The organism is Shinella sp., from assembly GCF_052438155.1.
Taxonomy (GTDB): domain Bacteria; phylum Pseudomonadota; class Alphaproteobacteria; order Rhizobiales; family Rhizobiaceae; genus Shinella.
The window spans coordinates 77,927-96,400 of sequence record NZ_JBQVPI010000011.1 but is presented as its reverse complement, the minus strand read 5'-3'; the positions used below and the strand labels follow the sequence as shown (position 1 = coordinate 96,400).

General features: G+C 56.8%; 23 protein-coding genes. 13 read left to right on the top strand and 10 right to left on the bottom strand.

What is annotated here, in order from left to right:
- Positions 1-75: 75 nt before the first annotated feature.
- From ACT6VE_RS20080 to ACT6VE_RS20055, 6 genes are all read right to left on the bottom strand, one after another.
- Entirely contained in the window at positions 76-1,425 is a 1,350-nt protein-coding gene (locus ACT6VE_RS20080) for a DUF882 domain-containing protein (RefSeq protein ID WP_444800245.1), read from the bottom strand.
- 237 nt (positions 1,426-1,662) lie between these two features.
- On the bottom strand, positions 1,663-2,265 hold the full coding sequence (locus tag ACT6VE_RS20075; protein ID WP_444800244.1) for a methyltransferase family protein: 603 nt from the start codon (positions 2,263-2,265) through the stop codon (positions 1,663-1,665).
- Positions 2,266-2,271: 6 nt separating this feature from the next.
- Positions 2,272-2,892: an SCO family protein gene (locus ACT6VE_RS20070; RefSeq protein WP_444800243.1), complete on the bottom strand. Its 621-nt coding sequence runs from the start codon at positions 2,890-2,892 to the stop codon at positions 2,272-2,274.
- 4 nt (positions 2,893-2,896) lie between these two features.
- Complete coding sequence (locus tag ACT6VE_RS20065; RefSeq protein ID WP_444800242.1) at positions 2,897-3,391, bottom strand: copper chaperone PCu(A)C; 495 nt, start codon at positions 3,389-3,391, stop codon at positions 2,897-2,899.
- Positions 3,392-3,428: 37 nt separating this feature from the next.
- Entirely contained in the window at positions 3,429-4,619 is a 1,191-nt protein-coding gene (locus tag ACT6VE_RS20060) for a ZIP family metal transporter (protein WP_444800241.1), read from the bottom strand.
- Positions 4,616-5,746 (bottom strand): multicopper oxidase domain-containing protein, encoded by a 1,131-nt coding sequence (locus tag ACT6VE_RS20055; RefSeq protein WP_444800240.1) that lies wholly within the window; start codon positions 5,744-5,746, stop codon positions 4,616-4,618. Before ACT6VE_RS20055 ends, ACT6VE_RS20060 begins: the two co-directional genes overlap by 4 nt.
- Positions 5,747-5,930: 184 nt before the next feature.
- Between ACT6VE_RS20055 and mntR the strand changes: the two genes are divergently transcribed.
- The 9 genes from mntR (at position 5,931) to lspA (ending at position 12,451) form a co-directional block, all read left to right on the top strand.
- Positions 5,931-6,395 carry a manganese-binding transcriptional regulator MntR gene (mntR, locus tag ACT6VE_RS20050; RefSeq protein WP_444800239.1) on the top strand — a complete coding sequence of 155 codons (465 nt, stop codon included), beginning with the start codon at positions 5,931-5,933 and terminating at the stop codon, positions 6,393-6,395.
- Between the two features lie 168 nt (positions 6,396-6,563).
- Positions 6,564-7,295: a hypothetical protein gene (locus ACT6VE_RS20045; RefSeq protein WP_444800238.1), complete on the top strand. Its 732-nt coding sequence runs from the start codon at positions 6,564-6,566 to the stop codon at positions 7,293-7,295.
- 97 nt (positions 7,296-7,392) lie between these two features.
- Positions 7,393-7,878: an NAD(P)-binding domain-containing protein gene (locus tag ACT6VE_RS20040; RefSeq protein WP_444800237.1), complete on the top strand. Its 486-nt coding sequence runs from the start codon at positions 7,393-7,395 to the stop codon at positions 7,876-7,878.
- Positions 7,875-8,489, top strand: coding sequence for a hypothetical protein (locus ACT6VE_RS20035; protein ID WP_444800236.1), 615 nt, complete (start codon positions 7,875-7,877; stop codon positions 8,487-8,489). The genes ACT6VE_RS20040 and ACT6VE_RS20035 overlap by 4 nt, the downstream gene beginning before the upstream one ends.
- Before the next feature lie 267 nt (positions 8,490-8,756).
- Positions 8,757-9,221, top strand: a complete 465-nt coding sequence (locus ACT6VE_RS20030; protein WP_444800235.1) for a hypothetical protein — start codon at positions 8,757-8,759, stop codon at positions 9,219-9,221.
- A gap of 887 nt (positions 9,222-10,108) precedes the next feature.
- Positions 10,109-10,438 carry a hypothetical protein gene (locus ACT6VE_RS20025; RefSeq protein ID WP_444800234.1) on the top strand — a complete coding sequence of 110 codons (330 nt, stop codon included), beginning with the start codon at positions 10,109-10,111 and terminating at the stop codon, positions 10,436-10,438.
- Entirely contained in the window at positions 10,422-10,988 is a 567-nt protein-coding gene (locus tag ACT6VE_RS20020; protein WP_092938519.1) for a L,D-transpeptidase, read from the top strand. Before ACT6VE_RS20025 ends, ACT6VE_RS20020 begins: the two co-directional genes overlap by 17 nt.
- Before the next feature lie 168 nt (positions 10,989-11,156).
- Complete coding sequence (locus ACT6VE_RS20015) at positions 11,157-11,870, top strand: L,D-transpeptidase (RefSeq protein ID WP_444800233.1); 714 nt, start codon at positions 11,157-11,159, stop codon at positions 11,868-11,870.
- Between the two features lie 143 nt (positions 11,871-12,013).
- Complete coding sequence (lspA, locus tag ACT6VE_RS20010) at positions 12,014-12,451, top strand: signal peptidase II (protein WP_245292628.1); 438 nt, start codon at positions 12,014-12,016, stop codon at positions 12,449-12,451.
- A gap of 481 nt (positions 12,452-12,932) precedes the next feature.
- Here the strand turns inward: lspA and ACT6VE_RS20005 are convergent, their stop codons facing one another.
- The 3 genes from ACT6VE_RS20005 to ACT6VE_RS19995 form a co-directional block, all read right to left on the bottom strand.
- Positions 12,933-13,592: a DsbA family protein gene (locus tag ACT6VE_RS20005; RefSeq protein WP_312360961.1), complete on the bottom strand. Its 660-nt coding sequence runs from the start codon at positions 13,590-13,592 to the stop codon at positions 12,933-12,935.
- Complete coding sequence (locus ACT6VE_RS20000; protein ID WP_092938513.1) at positions 13,589-14,032, bottom strand: disulfide bond formation protein B; 444 nt, start codon at positions 14,030-14,032, stop codon at positions 13,589-13,591. The genes ACT6VE_RS20005 and ACT6VE_RS20000 overlap by 4 nt, the downstream gene beginning before the upstream one ends.
- A gap of 114 nt (positions 14,033-14,146) precedes the next feature.
- Positions 14,147-15,067, bottom strand: coding sequence for a cation diffusion facilitator family transporter (locus tag ACT6VE_RS19995; protein WP_092938511.1), 921 nt, complete (start codon positions 15,065-15,067; stop codon positions 14,147-14,149).
- A 228-nt stretch (positions 15,068-15,295) separates the two neighbouring features.
- Between ACT6VE_RS19995 and ACT6VE_RS19990 the strand changes: the two genes are divergently transcribed.
- Positions 15,296-15,484 (top strand): hypothetical protein, encoded by a 189-nt coding sequence (locus tag ACT6VE_RS19990; protein WP_139056337.1) that lies wholly within the window; start codon positions 15,296-15,298, stop codon positions 15,482-15,484.
- 56 nt (positions 15,485-15,540) lie between these two features.
- On the opposite strand, the gene ACT6VE_RS19985 is transcribed toward ACT6VE_RS19990, so the two are convergent.
- Positions 15,541-15,957 carry a MerR family transcriptional regulator gene (locus ACT6VE_RS19985; RefSeq protein ID WP_092938507.1) on the bottom strand — a complete coding sequence of 139 codons (417 nt, stop codon included), beginning with the start codon at positions 15,955-15,957 and terminating at the stop codon, positions 15,541-15,543.
- Between the two features lie 509 nt (positions 15,958-16,466).
- Between ACT6VE_RS19985 and ACT6VE_RS19980 the strand changes: the two genes are divergently transcribed.
- The 3 genes from ACT6VE_RS19980 to ACT6VE_RS19970 all read left to right on the top strand — a co-directional run bounded on the left by ACT6VE_RS19980 (position 16,467) and on the right by ACT6VE_RS19970 (position 18,353).
- Positions 16,467-16,637 carry a hypothetical protein gene (locus tag ACT6VE_RS19980; RefSeq protein WP_444800232.1) on the top strand — a complete coding sequence of 57 codons (171 nt, stop codon included), beginning with the start codon at positions 16,467-16,469 and terminating at the stop codon, positions 16,635-16,637.
- A gap of 177 nt (positions 16,638-16,814) precedes the next feature.
- Positions 16,815-17,450, top strand: coding sequence for a DsbA family protein (locus ACT6VE_RS19975; RefSeq protein ID WP_444800231.1), 636 nt, complete (start codon positions 16,815-16,817; stop codon positions 17,448-17,450).
- Between the two features lie 57 nt (positions 17,451-17,507).
- Entirely contained in the window at positions 17,508-18,353 is an 846-nt protein-coding gene (locus ACT6VE_RS19970) for a peptidylprolyl isomerase (RefSeq protein ID WP_312360952.1), read from the top strand.
- Positions 18,354-18,474: the final 121 nt, after the last annotated feature.

The window sequence follows — 18,474 nt, the reverse complement described above, 5'->3', positions numbered from 1 at the left end:
ATTGAACCCCCGTTTGGATGGAGACGTGGCAACAGGTGATTGGGGCTTGATATGACAGTGACGCTGCTCCGCTGATCATCCCCCAAAACGTTCACGGTCGAAGCTTTCGACCTCGGTGGCCTGAGCGATGCTGCCGCTTCCAACGAATTCCGCTGCGGTCGCCTGGAGCAATCGACTCGAAACGCGCGGCGCTTTCATGCCAATGACGTCACCGGGAGACTGCAGCGCCCACTTCAGCAAGGTCTTGCCGGAAATGTCGCCGAAGTTCGCTCCCCGATACGAGGCCGAACTTATTGGCAGCGACGAAACTGTCTCCATCTGCTTCTTCAAATTTGCCTTCGCGATTTCCGAGGGCTCAAACCCCATGTGGCTAGACGCTGTCCTCGTAGAGGTCGTGATTGGGCCCAGAGCAGCGGTTTTGATGTTGTCCACGAGGCCGGCCTCACTATCAATGAGTGGCCTTATTGCGGGGATCGGAACAGCGTAGGATGAGAGATCTACGAACGACTGTTTTTCGGTCTGACCGCCGACCTTTGTCTGCAGGGCCAGCGCATCCAGCGCTAGGTTTTTAGGTTTTGGATAAAGAGCGGTCAGCAGATTGGTCGAGACGTTATCCTCTCGCGCCGTCGGCTCGTCGCTTTCGCCAGCGGTGCTCGCAATTTCTATGGAGTTGCGGCCGATACGTTTCTTGTAGTCAGCAACCGCTTGGGCGTGACCGGGCAGGGAACTTCCGTCCGCCGCCAGATGCATTGTCCGGCCATTGGGGAAGGTTCTTGCAAGCTCTTTGCGCGACATGCGCGGCCATGCACGGACATTGCCAACGTCGAGATGGACAAATGGCGATCCCGACGTCGGGTAGTATCCAACACCACCGACCTGCATCTGCATCGCGAGGGCGCGAAGCTTCGAAAGCTGCACGCCCGGAATGTAGAAGTCCATCGCCTTGCCGAGCATGTGCTGGCTCTTCTTGGCCACGCCCGTGCTTCTCGAACGGGAGCGCAGCATGTTATTGGTCGCCGGGGATCTGTAAGCAGAGACGATGTGAATGAAGCCGTTCGCGTTGCTGCGGTCGTAGACCTCCCAAACGAGGTCAAGAAGACGGGGATCCATGCGGGCGGGCTCGTTCCTGCGCCAGTCACGTAGGAAACGGTTAATCTGGGCAAGGCCTTTCGGATCGAACCTTCCGTCACGTTTATAGGTAATCGTGGCTTTCTCTCCGGTATGGGTGAAGTAGAGTTTCAGCGCACGATCTTCGGCATTGGCGATGGCTGCCGACCCGACGAGCGCGGGAACCGCGAACAGCGTCGTCATTGCCAGTCGGGCGAACCGCCTGAGCGTATGGGAAAATGTTGCGGCTGCTTCTTCGAGAAGAAGACCGATTGAACTCTTGTCGGTTGCATACGCTGACACGAAAAACCTCGTCATGAACCATTACACTCACCGATCGGAAGGGTGCGCCCGACACGGTTGTTGAGGAATTATGGTCAACAAAGTGCTAACAAGCCGTTGACGACCCATTGTGATCTGTCAGTTCGCTTGCGCGTGTGCAGCCACCGAACCAAATTTTTGAGGATAAAATCAGAAAGTCTTACGAGCCGGTTTGTTTCAGCCGGACGGAAACTGCTTGGAGAAGGAAGCGGTTCCGGCTCCTCTCTCGCCGTCTTACAACCAGCGGCGGACCTGCTTCTTGTACGCTTGGTAGTCCTCGCCCATCTCGCCCGCAAGAACCCGCTCCTCGATGCCCACCTGGAGACGAACAGCGACAAACAAACCGATTGTGATCAGAAGTTGGGGAGCAGTCGGAAACACGATGAGCAATCCGATGAAAAGCACGCATTGTCCAACGAATACCGGATTGCGGGAGATGCGGAAAGGCCCGGTATCAACGATGTTTCCCAGATGGCCCGTGGCCGCACCTATCCGCCAAGAAGACCCCATATGGTTCTGACTGTAGAGTGCGAAAGTCGCGCCGATCGCCATGAGCGCAAGCGCGAACATGTCGACCGCGTGCCTCAGTCCGGAATGCGGGTCTGTCCCGACAAATGTCTCCGGTCTCGCGAGGAGCCAAATGGAAATCGGCGGATAAGTCACGGCAAGGGCGAATGCCGCACGAAATAGAAGCGCCGGCAACGCTTGTCGCTCGTTGCCTTTTCCAAACAGCCAGACTGATTTGCCGTTTCGGTGGCTCGTGATCGCGGTTAACACCAAGAATGCTACGACGTAGGACCATGCCCACGCGAAAGCAGCGAGAAGGGCAAAGTTCATCGTGGTTCAGTCCGTCGTCGCGGCAAGCATCGCAAGCTTCTTGAGCTGGGTCTCTCTTGGCTCATGCATGTCAAGGGTTCCTTGGAATGTGCCATCTGCCTTCATTAGCCAGACACCTGCAGTGTGGTCCATCGTGTAATTATCGCCATCAAGCGGAACCTTCTTGAAATACGCTGCAAAGGCCTTCGCCGTGCTGGCCGTCTGCTCGGGCGTGCCACGCAAGGCAATGATGCGGGGGTCGAAAGCGGTCATGTAAACCTTGAGCATTTCAGCGGTGTCGCGTTCCGGATCGACCGAGACCATGAGAGGCGTGATCTTCTCGGCAGACGGTCCCATCTCCTTGAAGAGGGCTGTCAGCTCAAAAAGGGTGGTGGGGCAGACATCGGGGCAGTTGGTGAAGCCGAAGAACACGAGATAGGGCTTGCCTTTGACATTGGCGTCGGTGAACGGCTTTCCGTCGGTGGTCGATAGTTCGAACGGACCGCCGACTGTCGCCGTTCCGGTGTATTGCACGGTGGAGGACGCAAGTTGGCCCGGCATCCCGAATAGTGCGATCGCGGCCATCGCCCCGACAACGGCCGCGACAGCCGTCCAGGCGGCGTATCGAATAATCTTCAGGGCGGTCACGGAACTACTTCCGGTGCTTCGAATGATCCTCGGCCTTCGCCGGGACGTCGCCCATGCCCTGGACCGCGAACTCAACATTGATCGTGCCCGCCTTCTCGAAGACCAGCGTGCCCGCGAATTTCTGACCTTCTGCAGGGCGCGACGTCGGCGCGACGAACATGATATGCGTGCCACCGGGCTGCAGATCGACCGTTTGACCTGGGTTGATCACGAGGCCGTCCTTGAGCGGTCGCATCCTCGCCACACCTTCAACGAGCGTGGATTCGTGGACTTCAAACTGGCCTGCGATCACGGAGTTGCCTCCGATCAGACGGTCTGGTTCGCTTCCTGTGTTAATGATCGTGACATATCCACCTAGCACAGGCGCCACGGGCGGCGCGACCCGCGACCACGGATGCTTCAGCTCGATTGTGCCCGACTTGAAGTCATGGGCGAGCGCCGGCTGCCCGAGGACGCTAGCGGTCAATAGGGTGAGGACGAAGAAACGGCTCCGTGTCATGGTGGTGCATTCCCTTGCGCGAACTTGTGGTGGGGCGTCAGATTTTGACGAGCATGGCGGTGATGTACATGAAGGCGACACCTGCTGCCAAGCCGCCGAATGACGCAGGCGCGACCAGTGACTTGATGCCTTGGTCGCTCGAACGGCTCATGAGGCCGCAGACCTCGACGATGACCTGCGCGATCGCGCCCGCACCAATGGCCAGCGCTACGGCGGTCCATTGAGGGGCGTAGGCGAGGCTGCCCGCCCATATCCCGATCACCGCTGGTCCGCCAGCAAGTAGCGCCAATCCCGCGAAAGAAAGGAAGCTTGGTCTGACCTTGAGGATCGGGGCGGCGATCCCGATGCCCTCGGTGATATTGTGGAGGGTGAAACCGAGGACGAGGAACGTGCCTAATCCCGCGCTACCCGCCGCAAACGCCGCCCCGATGGCCAGACCTTCGCCAAAATTGTGGAGACCGATGCCGAGCGCGATGAAGGTTGCGAGCGCCAGTCCCGTCGGGGTGCCGCGTCGCCGTCCCACAGCCATCAGGACGAGGAAGCTGGCCGCGGCCGTCAGAACGACCATGACGCTTCCTTGGAAGATCGGGGCTGACGCGTTTGCGAACTCCAGCGCCTCGACGACGGTGTCTACCAGCAGGAATGCAAGCAAACCGACCGTCAGAGCAAGCAGGAAGGTCATCGTCCCCTGGCCCGCGCCACGCAGGGCCGGGTAGCACATTAGGCCGATCGCGACGGGTAGAATGCCGACGAAGGCTCCTAGAATGGCTTGTGACCAGAGACTGCCGGACGTGGCAACGGGGGTCGGTACGGCGACGGCGATCTGGTGGTCGAAGGTGGCCCCGGTATTTGTCACGAACCTCATGTTATGAGTTTCACCGAGAACCCAAGGGTAGGGAATGCTGATCCATGCCGTATTGCCTCGTTCTATCGGTCCTTGCGGCTCCTGTTGAAATTCCCAATATCCGGCATCGACCTGAACCTGCGCGACCACCATCGGGTCCGATCCGCCAGCGCGGACCAGGACACGCAGGCCGTCGCTATCGAGGATCGTGCGTTCGATCGTCAGGTTCTCCACAGGGGGAGCGCCGTTGTTGAAGCCCTGCAATGGATTTGTCTGGAGCAACCAGACTATAGCCACCGCCAGAACCGCGGCGGGGAGCAGCAGCCAGAGGTAGCGGGACATGCCGGAGGCGGGGGCGGCGGTGTCGATCTTTTCGTGGATCATGACAGGGCCTCCACAACGTCGAACATGCCCATCCAGCCAAGTTCGGTGAATTCGGATTGGTGCGCATGGAACATGTAAAGCCCAGGCTCGTGTTCCTCGAAGGTGAATTCCAGAATGCCCCGTTGCGCCTGGCACTGAACGATCAGGTCGACCGTCTTCAATGTCGGTGTCAGGGTCGTTCCCTGATCGTAGTAGTCGAAGAAGTTGGCATGCAGATGGAACGAGTTGATCGGGTCGAATTCGACGATGTTGACGAGATAGATGCGGACCGGTCGCCCCTTGATGACCTTGATCGGTTCCTTGGCGTAGCAGTGCGCGACGGTGTTGCAGGCGTAGAATTCGTTCTCCCCGTCAAAGTTCGTGTCGAAGGCGTTCATGACCATCGCCATCTCCTGCCATCGCGCGTTTTCCGGAGAGCCGAGCAGGCGCGACTTGGCGACTTCAAGATGATCGAGGTGGCGGGTTGGATCGGGGTCGATGACAAAAAGGCCGTACATGCCCTTGTGGATGTGTCGCGCCAGCGGGAGGGCATGACAATGGTACAGATGGCAGCCGAAAGGTTTCGCGGTGAACTCGTAGACGAACTCTTCGCCGGGACCGATCACACCTGCGCCGGGCACGCCGTCCATCCTGGCCGCGTGAATGCCGTGGAAATGCAGTGAATGCGGATGGGAGCCATTGTTGATGAGTTTGATTTTCAGGCGTTCCCCTTCGGTCGCCCGAAGGGCCGGACCGGGGACACGGCCGTTATAGGTCCAGGCCGGAAACATGACGCCTGGCGCGATCTCGATTTCCTTTTCCTCTACGGTAATTTCGAAGCTGCGCAGCTTGCCCCCGTCCGGCAATTCGCTCAATTCGCCCGTATACCAATCGGTGAGCATGCTCATCGGGTCGAAGCCATTGCGGGCGCTGTCCACCGTTCCAACAGTAATCATCGAGCCATGCGCGGCCCTGTGAGCGGGAGCAATATCGTCACTTTTCGCTGCGGACGCAGCGGCTCCGTGATTACCGGAATGGGTTTCCTGGGCCACCGTCGTGCTGGTGCAGATGCTCGTGGCACCGAGCGCGGCAACCCCGCCGCCCAGCAGGCTGCGTCTACTCAAGGCGGTCTGTGCCCACTTCAGCATTTAGCGAAAACTCCAGTTAGCAATTTAAATGAAATAGAGCATCCCGCCATGATTATAGCAAGGGCTATATTAAGTCGCCGGAGAATCGGCAATTCCCTATTCCGAAGTTTCAAATGGCGTTGGAAACATAGCTGTTGCTATGATAGCTACTTGATGGATTTGATTATAACCAGGCGGAAATGATTTGAACGAAAACGACAGGCCGTCGATAGGACCTGAGAGCTCACTTGTCGCACCCGATACCCAGATGGAGAGTTTCAAGCAGGCACGTCACAACCGCCGCAGCGAACTTGTGGAAGACTACGTCGAACTTATCGCCGACCTTCTGGCCGACGGAGGCGAGGCCCGGCAGGTCGATATCGCCCAGCGCCTCGGGGTCGCCCAGCCGACCGTCGCCAAAATGCTCAAGCGGCTTATCGCGGAGGGTTACATCCAGCAGCGCCCCTACCGTGGAGTCTTCCTTACCGAAAGCGGCAGGGAGCTGGCGCGCTTCAGCCGCGAGCGGCACCAGATCGTCGAATCGTTTCTCTGCTCGATCGGCGTCAGCGCCGAGACGGCGCGGATCGATGCAGAGGGCATTGAACACCACGTCAGTCCTGAAACGCTGGAGGCCCTGAGGAAATTTACTGCTTCGAAAGGTTCCCAGTAGCTGGATGGCGCATGAGCTCCAAAAAAGTTTACCGCCGGCAAGATACGAGTGCGGCCGCATGCCGCAGACGAGGTTTTTGATCCGTCGTTTTATTTAAATTTTTCGAAAACCCTACAAGCTAAACTCCCGCAATGTCCGGCGTTGTTTGGTTACAAGGGGAGTGTGTGCATGGTCGCGACCAAGCCAATGGCGGATACGAAGAAATCACCTGCAACACGAACTTGGAAGTTTCGCAAGCTTACCCTTGTTTTAGCCGGGGCTGCCCTCTTGTCGGGCACATCCGCCTCGCTTGCTGTCTACCTCAAACCCGAGCTTGTTTTTCGCAAGGCTGAGGCCCCTTCGGTTTCGGGTGTGGCCTGCACGATCGTGCGGACGATAAAAGTGAGGAAAAACGGACAGAGGTGGGTTCGACAGCATATAAAGGTGGCTTCAACGGATGAGGCGGGACGTATCGCCACCGGACTGAGCATCGTGGGCCTTCTGTCTAAAAGTGAGGAGGCCGATCTGTACCAAGTCGTGGTCATGGACTCCGCCGCTCCAGCGGAGCGGGCGGCCGTTAGAGGATCAGTTAAAGGAGTAGATGTAGTGTTCACTCCTGATCCGGCGAAGATTGACGGTTTGGAAACACCGTTCAAAGTTACATATCGGGAAGGTTCCGCCAACACCGCCGGCGCGTACCCTGGAGCGCTTCGGTCGCTCTCAATGGAGCAGATAAACTCGGTTATGTCTTCGATTTCGGAACCACTGCCGTGCATCGACCCGGAAACGACCTCTGCAGAGGCATCAGGCGAAGAAACGGAGAACGCTAAGGCTTCTAATAGTGCGGAAGAAACTTCAACTGAAGGTTCGGCGGGAGAAGCCGTAGAAAATGAATCAACCGCCCTATCTTCAGAAAATTGACAAGTCCACTGGCGCAAAGACACTGTCGGTCAGATGCTTTCTTGACTCTCTAGCTGCTAGAGCAACTAGATTCGGCCTGTGATGAGAGATTGCTTCGATGTTGATGACCAAATCGCAGGACCGCACGAGTGAAAATGACAGGCACTTTGTGCTTGTGATAGGCGGAGGTCAGTCGGGACTAGCTACTGGTTACTATTTGAAGCAGGCCGGCATTCCCTATCTAATCCTGGAAAAAAACGACCGAGTTGGCGATACCTGGCGAAATCGTTACAGCTCGCTGACGCTGTTTACGCCGCGATCCCTCAGCATGTTGCCGGGACTGACGCCTGTCGGCAATCGCGACAGCTATCCGACACGAGATGAATTTGCCGACTATCTTGAACGGTACGCATCCACTCACAGGCTTTCTATTAAAACGTCAACGACACTTAACCGGTTGAGGCTCAACGCCGCCGGACAATTTGAAGCAGATCTCAGTACAGGAGAACGGCTTCGCGCGACGAGCGTCGTCGTCACGACGGGGGCTTTCAGACCATGTCCCTGCCTCAACTCCTTTCAGGCGCGCCGGATATCCAACAATTGACAGCGACCACATACCGCGATCCCTCGCAGATTGTCCCCGGTCGAACACTCGTCGTCGGAGACGGCGCCTCCGGCCGCGATATTGCTGCGGAACTTTCCGTTACCCACAAGGTACTACTTGCAACCGGAAAACCAAGGAAACTCATTCCAGAATTCTTTCTAGGCAAGAACGTGTGGTGGTGGCTTTCAATACTGGGTGTTCTTTCCGCTCCGGCAGAATCCTGGCTTGGAAAGCGAATGAGAACAACTGACCCGTTTCCGGACCGCGATAGAAGCCTCCCGTCCCTGCGGAAGCGTGGTGTCGAAATTATGCCTCGGCTCGTTTCAATCGATGAGCGAAAAGCACGCTTCGAAGGTGAGCACATGGTTGAAATCGATTCTGTCGTATGGGCCGTTGGTTATCGAGACGACACGAGGTGGCTTCAGGTTCCAGGCGCTGTATCGCTCGGCGGCGAATTTTTACACGATCAGGGGGTCTCGCCGATCCCGGGTGTGTACTATGTGGGGCGTCCTTGGCAACGAAACCGAGCGTCGGCCCTCATTTCAGGTGCAGGTCCCGATGCAAAAGAGATTGTGCAAGCGATTGCACGCCGACACAAGGAACTGGGTTGAGGGCCGACGGATTTACCAAGAATATATGCCTGAATCGGTGCTGGTTTGAACGGCAGACACGTTGGCTCGAACTGCCAATGGTGGAAATCTTGGCGTCCGGTTATTTGAGCAGATTTCGTTGAGACCGAATCCGTCTTGCAAAGAACGTCGGCGACCATCAACCTGGAATTCGTTCGTGGTAAAGGCGTGCCAAAATTTCCTGCGTCAAAGCCGCGGCTGAGCCACGATTCCAACGTAGGTGACAATTTTCAACGCATGGAAACTGAGATGCGCCGTTACCTTCCGCTATTTCTACTCTTTGTCGCAACTTCGAATGCAAATGCTCGGGACAACGAAGTCGGCAGGGGGGAGGCTGTCATTATCGAGCACGCGGAAATTGTCCGCGAACCTGGTTTCGACCTAGTCTATCTCGCAATCTGGAATGGAAGCGGCACTCCGAGAGTTATCTCAAAAATTTCAGCCTCTGGATACACTGATATCCGATTTGCTCGAATCAAGTCGGAGGAGACCTCATATCAAAGCGTAGCCGCAGCGGTGCTTACGATCCCGAGCCGTTCGGAAATTGTAATGAGCCCCGGCACTGTATTCCTCTCTATGGTTCCAAAAGAAAAATATCTCCTACCTGTCGACATAAAGATCGAATTTCAGACTGGGGATACAATATACGCGACCGCAACCGAGAAACCCTCGTCGTCAGACCTTGTCCATCACGACCATGGGGTGCCTGAGTGATGCCGGGCAAGAGGGCGATCTAGCTGACTTTCCCGCGACTTCCAAGTCAACAGAGCCTCTGCGCCAACCGCAAGACCCAATATGACGGATGTCGTCACGCCCCAGATCGCTTCCATTTGTGAGTGGCCGCCGATCCAGCATACGCCTCGAAACGAGACTGACAACAATGTGAAGCCGAGGACTGAGAAGCCAAGAAATAGCGCGGCTAATCGAATGGTCCTGTTCATCTTCGCCCACCTTCCTTTCGCCAAGGTAAGGCTCACGCAGAAATAAACCAACCGCAGCCATGATCAACATGATGTGTGCAGAGCAGCGGCAAAAACTCCGACATTTCATCCAATACGGTACTTGCATCTAAAGTTGCTAGAGGTTTTACAATGGCCCGATTCGGAGATCCCCATGAACAGGGAGCGCTCTTACGGTGACAGCATACTGGCGATGATCTCTTCAAAACAACCATCGGCAGGACAAGCAGTCGTGGGTCATGGTTGTTGGAGAAATTCGCCGGGTAGCTTCGGAAACGGTGAGCCAGAGACTATTGTGACACGAAGCAGAAGCAACAATACCAACGGACCCTGTGGCGTGAGCCTGAAAACTGTGAAAACCATCAATGCGTACACGGTCGTGAATTCGAACCATCGCTCCGATTGGCATTCAAATGCCGTCAAGCCGGCTCGCGTACGAATTCGTGCTTCACTTGAAAAGAAGTAGGCAAAGATCTTGGCCCGCGTTAAAGCAAAACCTCGTGGTGAAAAGCCGATGCCAGATCTTACCGTGTGTGAATGCAATCAGCACGGTCCCAAGACTGGGGTTGAACAGTGACATTTTCAAACCGGTGGACCGCAATATTTCGCTGCGTATTACTTCTAACCCTAGTCATACAGGGAATGCTGCACAGCGATATCGCGTCGGCAGGCCATCAGAGATCAGATTTCCTCACAAGTGTTGAAACCCAGCTGGCAATCTCCCTGCAAACAACTGACACCGCCGATCAACGTTCCTTTCTGACATCGAACCACTGCCATCAACAGGTTCTTGAAATTGAGCAGAGTGAAAGTTGTCCGGTCGAAATTGGCTTATCGAATGTCGTCGCACGGCAAGAGCGATATGCGAGAGAGTTTCTCGGCAATGTTATTCCACGCCCTCCCAAAATATTGGTCGCGACCTATTCCGACTTCGACCATTTTGGGAAACTTTTAGATGATAAAACGACGTGACGCGTTTCTCGGTATCGTAGCCTCTCTCGCTCTTGGGAAAGATGCAGCGGCATCGAGCAAGAAGAACGGAGTGTTTGCACTCGATCCTGTCTATTTGCCGCAGGTCGTGGGTATATCTACCGAATACCCTGCCGGAACCCTCCTTGTTGATCCAGCTAACCGCTTTCTTTACTTGATTGAAAGCCTTTCCAAGGCCAGACGGTATGGCATTGGGGTCGGCAAGGCGGGCCTTGCTTTTACAGGGACGGCAGTGGTGGGGCGCAAGGCAAAATGGCCGAGTTGGCGTCCAACGCAAAACATGATCAAGCGGGCGCCTGAAAAATACGCAAAATATGCGGACGGTCTTCCAGGTGGCCCTCTCAACCCGCTTGGCTCACGCGCCCTGTATTTGTATCGGGATGACCAGGATACCCTCTATCGCATTCACGGCACAACGGAGCCTTGGACCATCGGAAAGGCCGTATCGAACGGCTGTGTTCGCATGGTCAACGAGCACGTAGAAGACCTCTATGAACGCGTCCCAATAGGCGCGTTAGTCGTCGTGGTCTGAACAATGGTGCCATTCCCTGCCCAATCTGCAAATCACGGCTCCCTGCAGACATAAAACACGACCTTGCCGTTAGCCTTCAGAAGGCTGCGGTCGTTTAGGTTGTTGGAAAATTCTCGTGATTGCGCGCTTGATCGCGTTGCAGGGAACGAACAGTATGAGGATGAAGTATTGACAGAACTTAATATGGGTCGACGCGCATTTGTTTTTGGCGCCGCCGGCATTGGCCTTGTCTCGGTCGCCGGTTGCAGCACCTCAAACAATTCTGGAGAGATCTCGGCAGAGGCCCCGCCTTTGCCACAGAAGACCGTATTTTCCGACATGTATGCGGCAAAGCCGGATGAGCAATTTCCGCTGCCTGCTATCCCATATCGCAAGATCAAGCCCCGATTTTATCGTCAGTTCGTTGACGATCCGACCGGTGAACGCCCGGGTACTTTGGTCGTCGATACGGCCAACCATTTCCTTTATCTCACCTATGAAAACGGCAAAGCGATGCGCTATGGCGTTGGTCTCGGACGTGCGGGGTTCGAATGGTCAGGCAGAGGGGTCATTCAATACAAGCGTGCATGGCCAAGGTGGACGCCACCGGATGAGATGATCGCACGACAGCCGGAACTTGAACCCTATAGCGCCTCGAATGGTGGCAAGCCACCGGGCTTGGACAATCCTCTCGGCGCGCGCGCTCTTTATATTTTCCAGGACGGGCAAGACACGCTTTATCGCATTCACGGGTCACCGGAATGGTCGAGCATTGGAAAATCCGTATCGTCAGGCTGTGTGCGAATGATCAATCAGGACGTCGTCGACCTTTTCAATCGGGTTCAAAACAAAACGCCGATTGTGGTAACCAGCCTGCCCGAACCCCTCATGCATTCTGCGTGACGGATGAGACGACGTGCCGTATTTCCAAAATATGGCACTCGGCTAAACTGCAGTTTCTCCCGATCACCACCCCAGTTAACCATAGTGGTTTTATGACAAGATTCAAACAGTTGACAGTGGCTTTTCTGGCTGGACTTTGCGTCTTGGCCACCGACCAAGTGGTAAAGCTTGTCGTCGTCGAATTCGTAATGCAGCCCCCGAGGGAGATCCCGGTCCTTCCGTTTCTCAACCTCATTTTGGCCTTCAACCGGGGTGTAAGCTTCGGAATGTTTGCAGATCAGTTGGCAGACATCCCTGGTATCCTTGGTGGCGTCAAGATTCTCATTGTGCTGGGTTTGCTTATATGGGCGTTTTTGAGCAAGACCGCCGCTGAGGCGGTCTCACTTGGATTGATTGCTGGCGGCGCGGCGGGCAACATCGTAGATCGGTTGCGCGACGGGGCGGTGACCGATTTCATAGATATGTATGCCGGAAGTTGGCACTGGCCGGCATTTAACTTTGCTGACGTTGCGATTTTCTGCGGCGCGGTCTTGCTTGTTTTGTCAACGCGGTCGTCGAAAACTGCAACGCCCTCTCGATAGAGACTTCAACGTGAAGGATGTTAAAGGCCGAGATGTTTAATACGCCTCACCAAAAGAATATTCTGGGTCCCGAGCCATTAAGTCGCTCCAGAAATCGGCAAAATCGCATCTTTTTGCTTGTGCTGTTGACGTTCGTTGTAGCTGTTTTCTCATTCAGCTTTGTCCACCTTGCGAAGGAGACAGGCCGTAGTGTACCCGTAGATGCACCTAGGCAACCAGAGCACCAAGGCAGTTAGCCTTGGACGAAGCTCTCCCATTGATTTGGATCTGTCGCTGATTGGCGCTTTGAGTAGTAAATCTCGGCCTCTACTTGGTGGTTCCTCGGTGCCTTTAAGGCCATCGGTTGTTGCCTTTCATGACCCGGTAATCAGATGGGATTGACCGCCTTCGGCGGACGGTGCTCCTTGCTCCAGGCCAAGACTGTAAGCCGGGCATATTGGAGTGTGTTGGCTATCGTGCCGCAGCATCGACATCGAGCGGCTCAGGAGCCGGACTTCGCGGCCTGTATTTCGGTTTTGACCAAGTCGTAGAGTCCCTGCGGGCTGAACTCGGTGAGCGGCTTGCCGTTCACGAAGAAGGTCGGTGTCTGCTCGACGCGGTTGGCCTTCACGTCGGCAACGTCCTGGGCCAGCACGGCATCCACTTCGGGGGTGGTTGCGTCCTTGCGGGCGGGTTCAAGGTCCAGCCCCGCTCCGGCTGCGATCTGCCAAGCCTTTTCGATATCGGGCGCACCATGGACGGCCCATTCGGCCTGGTTGGCAAACAGGGCCTCGAGGACCGGCTGGAATTTTTGTTGCTTCCTGGCAGCTTCCAGAATCCTGACGACCTGGTCGGAGCCCTCGTGAAGGGGAGTGTAGCGCAACACGAGCCGCACGTCCTCGCCCGTTGCTTCCATGATCTGCTTCACGATCGGATAGAAAGCGCTGCACGCCTCGCATGAAGGATCGAAGAACTCGACGATCGTGACGGGTGCGGCCTCCGGCCCCATGACCGGAGAATGCGGCCTGACCAAGCTGTCGCCAGATGAGAGTGCAACGGCCTGTGGTGCAGCGCCTTCCCTGCTGCTGTAGAGCATCGCAGCCCCTCCGAATACGACGATGGCAACGAATGCCGTGAGCATGACAAGGGCACGTTTGGTCAAGACTGGATTCTCCGACGGACGATGAGCAAGAGGGCGATGATGGCGGTGAAAGCCGCAAGGGAAAGAAGTGGAAGCGGAACTGTTCCAAGCAGCGTCATGGCGTCGCCCGAGCAGGACGGCCCTTGGCCGCAGGGCTTGATCGCAGTCGGCACAAGCTTGAAATAGACGAGGTTGTGGAACACCGCGATCAGCCAGCCGACGAGGGCGACAGGAATGGCATATCGCCACACGTAACCATCCGAACGGAAGCCCGCCACCGCAAGGATCACGACCAGCGGAAACATGAACGCGCGTTGGTGCCAACAGAGATCGCAAGGAAGCTGCCCCATGACTTCGCCGATGAAAAGCGCGCCGAGGGTCGCGACCAAGGCGACGATCCACGCGCCGAAAAGAGGCGCCCATGCGGTGTCCGGTGAGGGAGTTGTCAGTTTTTGCTCCATTCGGCGTCTTTCAAGCGGTGTCGAGTCACTGAGATGATGAACCCTCTACCAGATGCAAGGTCAAGAGCCTGCCTCACCATCGCAGCGCTGCGCGATCGGTGATGGTGAGGCAGCTCAAACGACATTCGTCGGCGCGAGCGAGCAATCCATCCCTCCGGACTCGACCTGCAGTGTCGCGTGGTGGATTCGGTAGCGCTCGAGCAATTCGGTGCGGGCGTCGACGAGAAACTGGTCACCAGATGTTCCATCCGGCACTACCAGGTGGGCCGTGAGCGCCGTCTCCGACGTGCTCATGGGCCAGATATGAAGGTCATGCACGTCCGAGACGCCAGGCAGGCCCGCCAGACAATCCCGAACGCCTGCGGCATCTATGCCCTCCGGAACAGCGTTCAACGACATCGCTACGCTGCCTTTCAACAGGCCCCAGGTGCTCCACAGGATCACCACGACGATGACCAGGCTCACTGCGGGATCGATCCACGCCCACCCCGTCTTGAGGATGAGAAGCCCCGCGACAACCACGCCAGCCGACACTGCGGCGTCGGCTGCCATATGCAGATATGCGCCGCGGATGTTCAGATCGCCCTTGCTGCCGGAGGAGAAGAGGTATGCCGTCATGCCGTTGATCAGGATGCCGATACCAGCCACGATCATGACGGTAAGGCCAGCGACGGGTGCGGGATCAGAGAAGCGGCCGATGGCCTCCCAGGCGATCGCTCCGACGGCCACCAGAAGCAGCATCGCGTTGGCGAGTGCGGCCAGGATGGAGGAAGCTCCCAGTCCATAGGTGTACTTTGGCGTCGGAAGGCGCTTTGCGAGCATCACCGCTATCCACGCCACTACGAGGCCAAGGACGTCGGAGAGGTTGTGGCCCGCATCCGCGAGCAGCGCCATGGAGTTCGCATACAGGCCGTACCCGGCTTCAACCACGACAAATATGGTGTTCAGAATGATGCCCACCGCGAAAGCCTTGCCGAAACTCGCCGGGGCGTGCGCGTGACCGGGGCCGCCGTTGTCATCATGCTGGTGGGTCATCGACCTCGTCCCTTTCGATCGCTCCGCATTCTGTCCAGATCAACATCCTCTTCCTACATCTCGCTCACGATACATCCTCTTGCAACTAGAGGAGCAAGTGTTGGATGGGCAGGTTTCCCTGTCGCCAAACGCAGCAGCGCGCATCGACACTTCTACCATCGGGAAGAACGGGAACAAAGCAGGGGAGACCGCGTTTCTTGGTAGTCGATGAGCAGAAAGGAACACGCCATGACACAGGAAAAACCAGGACCTCATCACGATCATCCGGGGCATACTCCGGGCGATCTGGACGAGCATGGCCACCGCGACAAATCTGTCACGGAAAAGCCGGGTCCTCATCATGATCATCCTGGCCACCAGCCCGGCGATCTGGACGAGCACGGCCACCGCGACAAGAGCGCGCCGCCGAAACCGTGACCGCATCGTGGCGGGGGAACGAACGCTCCTCCGCCAAATTCTTAGGCCAATAACGATCAAGAATGGTCTGTCTCGCAGAGTTCGTGATTAGCCAGCGCCCTGATCACATAGCAATCCTTGACTTGCGTTCCGTGGCAGTGGCTCGTGATCCGCTCCAGTTCTGTTTCCAGCTTCCTCAGTTTTGCGATCTTGTCGCGCACCGCCACAAGCTGCGTCGCTGCGATCCGGTCCGCATCGGCGCACGGCCGCTCGGGATGCTGGCTGAGATCGATCAGTTCCCGGATCGCTTCGATCGTCAGCCCGAGTTCCCTGGCATGGCGGATGAAGGACAGGCGCTCCTGCTCGGGCCTGGAATATCGCCGCTGGTTTCCCTCCGAACGCTCCGAATGCGAAAGCAGCCCCATCTGCTCGTAGTAGCGGATCGTTGGTATCTTGACGCCTGTCGAGCGTGACAGATCACCAATTGTGAACATGAACGGACTCCCCAAAATAGCTACGGTGACTAGAGATCTGGCGTCGAAAGCAGGTGTCGTCAATAGGCGTGCGCACCCCTTGGAGTGGTACGCCTTCGAAAAGGTGAATTGCGTTGTCGCCATGACTGCGACAGTTAGCTATCCGAGCGTGAGGGTGTGCACGCCTTTCATATGATATTCACTGGACATACAGATGCGAGAAATTGCCTTGGTTTTGGTGGCCGCCTTCAGCGCTCTGTCCGGGCCGACCGGCGCTCGGGCCTCTTTCCCGCCGCTCGCGTCGGACGTGCCGGTCATCAACGGAGATCATCCTGGGACCGCGTGGAACCAAGGATCGGGCTTTTTTGATTATATGGAACGGCACGTCCGAGGAAAAATCGATCACACGCCTTCGGATCACCGGATACGGTCGAATAGCGCTCGTTCAGGCAGGTAGAACACCGGCTGACCGCTACACGAGCGATATCGATGACATGATCCTGACCGTTCCGAGCAATTCGGAAGTGTACTTGAAACCGAATACCGTGTTCTTCTCCATCGAGAGAGTGGGCGAACTTGAAGGCACCGTCGAGATCGAAGTCGAGACCGATAACAGCTACACGATCAAGTCGATCGTCGCACTAAAGCCATCCGGCGCCAGCGTTACAAGCCACCACCACGGTGAAGCCAACGACGGCTGAGGTCGACGGCCCGGAACGCGTCCACGTCACCGTGGTGGCCAGATGTTTCCGCTCAACTGGCGGATTCCACTAAAAATGGTGATCGAGGGGCGCGATTTCGCGAAAAATCTGGCAGGGACCGCTTGCAGCTAAAGCTACTAGAGGTCTTATGAAGAAGCCCTGGAATCAGGAGCAAACATGAAACGCAGAACCCTTCTTTCAAAGGTATCCGTCGGTGCGATAGCGCTTGGCCTTGGCATCTCCGCCGGGGTTGCACAGGAAACTCCTCCTGATCTGATGGCACCAGGGCCGCTTCCGGAAAAGTCGTTCGGACGCGATGATGCTCCGGTAACTGTCATCGAGTATGCTTCGATGACCTGCGGACATTGTCAGCGCTTCCACCTGGAGACCTTTCCCGCCATCAAGAAAGACTACATCGACACCGGAAAGGTGCGGTTCATCTTCCGTGAGTTTCCCTTCGACCCGCGGTCAACGGCTGCATTCATGCTGGCCCGCTGTGTCGGAGACGACAAGTGGTATCCAACGGTTGACCTGCTGTTCCGGACCCAGGAGAAATGGGCGCGGGCGGAAAGCGGCAGCGATGCGCTCAGGTCGGCTATGGCCGTCACAGGTATGTCGACCAAGGACTTCGAGGCTTGTCTGGGCGACCAGGCGCTGCTGGAAAAGGTCAACGCCGTCGCAGAAGGCGGAAAGAAGCTCGGGGTCGATGCGACACCGACGTTCTTCATCAACGGAAAAATGGAGTCGGGTGCTCTATCGATCGCGCAGTTCGCGAAGATCGTCGACCCGCTTGTGGCTGCGGCCGGAAAATAAGAACCAGATCGGGAAGACACCATGAAGTTTGAAACGTTTTTGAAAACACGCCACAAGGTGCTGATCTCCTCGGCGGCCATTTTCTGCGCAACGATGGTCGGCAACGTCTCCGCTGCCGACGTTGTCGCACGGGTGAACGGCCAGGACATCACCGCCGCCGATGTCGATATCGCCGGAAAGCTGTATGCCGGCTCGACCGGATCGATGCCGCCGGAGGCACGGCTATCCATGCTTGTCGACGCTCTCATCGAGTTCAGGGTCGTCGCAGACGCCGCCAAGGCCGCAGGTTTCGACCAGGACGAGGACTACAAGCGGCAAGTCGCGCTCCTGCAGGAACAGGTGCTGCGGACGATGTTCGTTGAAAAATCCGCCAAATCGACGGTCACGGACAAGATGGTGAAGGACACCTATGAAATCCAGGTGGCCAAAATTCCGCGCGTCGACGAAATCAGGGTGCGTCACATCCTGCTCGCGACGGAAGACGAGGCATTGGCAGCAATGCAGGCCGTCAAGGATGGTGCGGCGTTCGAGGTAGTCGCTGCGGAACGCTCGAAGGATGAAACCGCGAAAACCAACGGCGGTGACCTGGGGTACGCCTCGCAGGAGCAGATGCTGCCCGAGATCGTCGAGGCGGTGTCGAAGCTGAAACCGGGAGAGATTGTGACGACCCCTGTGAAGACCAGCTTCGGGTTCTACGTCGTGAAACTGGAAGACAGAAGAACACGGCCGCTTCCACCTCTCGAAGCTGTGTCGGGCCAGATCCGGGGTTCGCTTGAAAACGGCGCCGCCAGCAAGATCGTCGCCGACCTCAAGTCAAAGGCCAAAGTCGAGAAGCTAGTTCCAGACGTCGCGCCGCCAGCCGAAGCGGACGGCCATGATCATTCACAGGAACAGCCGAAATAGACGACCTGCTACAGGCCTGGACGAAAAGCCACGGACAAGGGCTTCAAGATAGTCTGATGCTGCGCGAGTTCGGCCGCCTCCAACCGTAACTTGGGGAAGGCTGACGAACTTGTGAATGACT